The 4,524-nt window shown below is 72.2% G+C and carries 1 protein-coding gene; it reads right to left on the reverse strand.

Annotated elements, in window-relative coordinates; all coding sequences use genetic code 11:
* A partial coding sequence (locus tag ACFTZL_RS41470; protein WP_382594741.1) for an SDR family NAD(P)-dependent oxidoreductase occupies nt 1-4,524 on the reverse strand: 4,524 nt, incomplete at both ends.

Raw genomic sequence — 4,524 nt, forward strand, 5'->3', positions numbered from 1 at the left:
GTCACCCGCACCGTTGAGGAATCCGCCGCCTCGGCTGTAGACGGTGCCGGGCTTGTCCGGATCCGGGTCGATCAGCCGCTCCAGGTCCCAGCCGCGATCGGCAGGGAACGCCGTGGTGGCGTCGGTTCCGGAGACGACCAGCCGCAGCAACTGCTCCGGTGTCTCCACCCCGCCAGGGAAGCGGCAGCCCATGCCGACGATCGCGATGGGTTCGTCCGCACGTGCCCGGCGCGCCGCCCGGGTCGGCCGGGTCCCGGCGTCACCGGCGATCTTGGCGTGGAGCAGGGCTGCCACAGCCGTGGCCGAGGGGTGGTCGAACACGAGGGTGGACGGCAGCGACAGTCCGGTCGCCTTGGCCAGCCGGTTGCGGAACTCGATGCCGCCGAGGGAGTCGAAGCCCAGGTCGTCGAACCGCCGGTCGGGGTCCACGTCCTCGGCCGCGCCGTGTCCCAGGACCGCCGCGGCGTGCTCACGTACCAGTTCCAGCACCGCCTCGGCCCGCTTGTTCTCCGGCACCCGGCCCAACCGGGCGGCGAGGGAGCTCGAGGACGCCGCGGTCGGTGTGACAGCGCGGCGCGCGAATCCGCGCAGCATCGCCGGGACCGTATCGGCGTGGGCTTCCCGCCTGAGTTCGGCGGCGTCGAACCGGATCGGCACCAGGTGGGCGTCGCCGCGGGCGACGGCCTCGTCGAACAGCCGCAGGCCGTCCGTGTCGGCGATGGGGCGCAGGCCGAGCCGCTCCCAGCGGGCGACGGCGCTGCGGTCCAGTTCGCCGGTCATGCCACTGCCCTGGTTCCAGGGCCCCCAGGCCAGTGATGTGGCGGGCAGTCCTTCGGCTCGGCGCAGGCCTGCCAGCGCGTCGAGGAAGCCGTTGGCCGCCGCGTAGTTGCCCTGTCCGGCCGATCCCAGCACCGCGGCCGCGGACGAGAACAGCACGAAGGCCGTCAGGCCGGTGTCGCGGGTGAGCTCGTGGAGGTGCCAGGCGCCGGCGGCCTTCGGTGTGAAGACCCGCTCCAACTGTTCGGCCGTCAGACCGGCGACGGTGCCGTCCTCGACGACACCCGCCGCGTGGACCACGGCGGTCAGCGGGTGATCGGGGTCGATCGAGGCGAGCAGGGCCCGTAGTTCCGTGCGGTCGCCGACATCACAGGCCGCCACGCGCACATGGGCGCCGGCCTCGGTCAGTTCGGCCACGAGTTCGCTCGCGCCGTCCGCCGTGGGGCCGCGCCGGGACACCAGCAGCAGCCGTCGGGCCCCGTGCGCGGCGACCAGGTGGCGTGCCACGAGGGCGCCCAGACCGCCGGTGCCGCCGGTGATCAGCACGGTGCCCGTGCCGAACCATTCCCCCGGCTCGGGTTCGGGTGTCGCTGTGGCCCTGGTCAGCCGGGGCACGAGCAGCGTGCCGCCGCGGGCCGCCGCCTGCGGTTCGTCCGCACCGGCGACGGCGCCGACGAGTGCCGGGTCGATCGAGCTCGCCGACTGCTCCTGGTCGATCAGGACGAACCGGCCGGGGTGCTCGGTCTGGGCGCTGCGCAGCAGTCCCCAGACCGCTGACGCGGCCGGGTCCGGTGCCTCGTCCTGGAGCCCGGCGCCGTTCGTGGTCACCGCGACCAGTCGCGTGTCGGCCAACCGGTCCTCGGCCAGCCATGCTTGAACCGTGGCGAGCACGTGTTCCAGTTGCCGCCGGACGTCCGTCGGATCAGCGGTGCTCGCCGGGCCGTCCGAAGGGTGCCAGACCACGACGTCCGCAACGGCGTCCGCGGCAGCGATGTCCGCAGGCGTGGCGTATCCGGCCTCCACTCCGGTCACCGGAGTCGATCCGAGCACCGCCATCCGCTCGGCAGGCACGCTCGACGCGGATGCGGGGGCATCGACCCACCGCACCTGGTACAGCTCGGTGTCACCGGCGGACAGCGTGCCGCGCAGCTGTTTGACGTCGTAGGGACGCATCACCACCGCGTCGACCGACACCACGGGGCGTCCGGAACCGTCCACGGCCGCGACCGATATGGTCTCCGGCCCGCTCGCCACGGCGAGGACCCGCAGTGACGTGGCCTTCACCAAGGGCTGGTGCAGTCGCGCCCCGCCCCAGCGGAACAGCAGCCGGCCGGTGTCGGCATCGCTGTCCTGGTCGTGCCAGACGAGGCCGGCCAGGCCCGCGTGCATCACCAGGTCGAGCAGCGCAGGGTGCAGGTCGTACAGCTCGGGTTCCGGTGCGGCGGCCACGTTCAGGGTGATCTCGGAGAAGACCGTTTCGTCCCGCTGCCAGGCGGCCTCGACGCCGATGAACGCGGGACCGTATTCGAGTCCCGAGCCCTTCGCGATCCGTTCCGGGATCCAGGTGGTGTCCAGCGGTTCGGCGTCGGCCGGTGGCCACTGCTCCTCCCGCAGCCGCTCCAGCAGGGTGTCGCCGACGGTCCAGGCACCGGTGAGCACGCCACTGGCGTTGCGGACCCATTCGCCCGCACCGTTCTTGCGGAAGTAGAAGGTGAACTGCCGCCTGCCTGCCGCGTCCGGCTCCTGCACGGCGACCTGGAGTTCGACCTCGTCGCCCTCGGAGGGCAGGATCGGCGCCTCCAGAGTGAGTTCCTCGACGACGCCGCATTCGATCCTGCCGCCGGCCACGAGCAGGAACTCGACCAGGGTCGCGCTCGGCACCACGACGGTGCCGTACGTCATGTGGTCGGCGACCCATGGTTGGCCGGGTACGGAGAGCCGGCCGGTGAAGACCCACTCGTCCTTGCCCGCGACCGGCACCACACCGGTCAGCAAGGGGTGGCCGAACGGGTCGCCGGCCCGGTCGGGCCGGGGCTGCAACCAGTACCGCTGGTGCTGGAAGGCGTAGGTGGGCAGCGCCACGTGTGCTCCCGCACGCCCGGCGAACAGCGGGCTCCAGTCGACCCCCACGCCCGCCGCGTGTGCCTGCGCCAGGAAGGTCAGGAACTGCTCGGCCTCGTCATGCTCCCGCCGCGCCGCCGCGACCACCAGCGACTTGGTTTCCACGTCCTCCGGCAGGCACTGGCGGGTCATGGCCGCCAGTACCGCGTCAGGGCCGACTTCGAGGAAGCGACGCACGCCGGAGGTGAGGAGCGTTTCGACGCCGGGTGCGAACCGCACGGCCGCGCGGACCTGACGGACCCAGTACGACGGGTCCAGCAGTTCGTCGCCGGCCATCTCGCCGGACAGGTCGGACACCAACGCGATGTGCGGGGCGTGGTAGGTCAAGCCCTCCGCGACAGCGGCGAATTCCGCCAGCATCGGTTCCATGCGCGCCGAATGGAACGCATGGCTCACCCGCAGGCGTGAGGTCTTCCGCCCCGCCCCGGCAAACGTCCGCTCGATCTCGGCAACGGCGTCCTCGTCCCCCGAGACCACCACGGACCCGGGTGCGTTCACCGCGGCGATCGACACCCGATCGCCGAACCCGGCGATCGCATCGACGACCTCGGTCTCGGTCGCGGCTACCGCCAGCATCGCCCCGCCCTCGGGCAGAGCACCCATCAACCAGCCACGCGCCGCCACCAGCGTGCAGGCGTCCCGCAGCGACCACACACCGGCGACATGGGCCGCGACGAGTTCGCCGACGGAGTGCCCGATCAGCACGTCGGGGCGCACTCCGAACGACTCCAGCAGGCGGAACAACGCCACCTCGAAGGCGAACAGCGCGGGTTGCGTGAACTCCGTCCGGTTTAGGACATCGCCGCCGCCGGACATCACGTCCTTCAGAGAGCAGCCCAGCAGCGGGTCGAACTGGGCGCACACCTCGTCCAGGGCGGCGGCGAACACCGGAAACGCCTCGTACAGCCCGGCACCCATACCGCCCCGCTGGGCGCCCTGCCCCGTGAACAGGAAGGCAGTGCTGCCCGAGCCCACCGCACCGGACACCACGCCGGCCCCGGTGCCGGACTCGGCCAGCACGCTCAAGCGCGCCAGCAACTCCTCACGATCGGGGCCCAGGACCGCGCCACGCCACTCCAGTTGCGCCCGTGACCGCACCAGCGCACGACCGACATCCACCAGGTCGGCATCGGGCTGATCGACCAGCCATGCGCGCAGCCTGGCAGCCTGCGCGCGCAGAGCGGCCTCGTCCTTGCCCGACACCATCAGCGCAACCGGTGTGGCCGGGGCAGCAGTCGGAGCAGCAGCGTCAGTCGGCTGTGGGGCAGGGGCCTCCTCCAGAATCAGGTGCGCGTTGGTGCCGCTGATTCCGAACGAGGACACACCCGCCCGCCGAACGCGCTCCCCGGCCCGCCACGGTTCCGGCTCGGTCAGCAGCCGCACCGACCCCGCGGACCAGTCCACGTGGGGTGACGGCTCGTCCACGTGCAGCGTCCGCGGCAGCGCCTCGTGCCGCAGCGCCTGGACCATCTTGATCACACCGGCCACACCGGCGGCAGCGACGGTGTGGCCGAGGTTCGACTTCAACGACCCGATCCGCAGCGGCTCTTCCCGGTCCTGTCCGTACGCGGCGATCAGCGCCTGTGCCTCGATGGGATCGCCGAGGGTGGTGCCGGTCCCGTGCGC

The organism is Streptomyces sp. NPDC056948, assembly GCF_042674225.1.
Taxonomy (GTDB): domain Bacteria; phylum Actinomycetota; class Actinomycetes; order Streptomycetales; family Streptomycetaceae; genus Streptomyces; species Streptomyces purpurascens.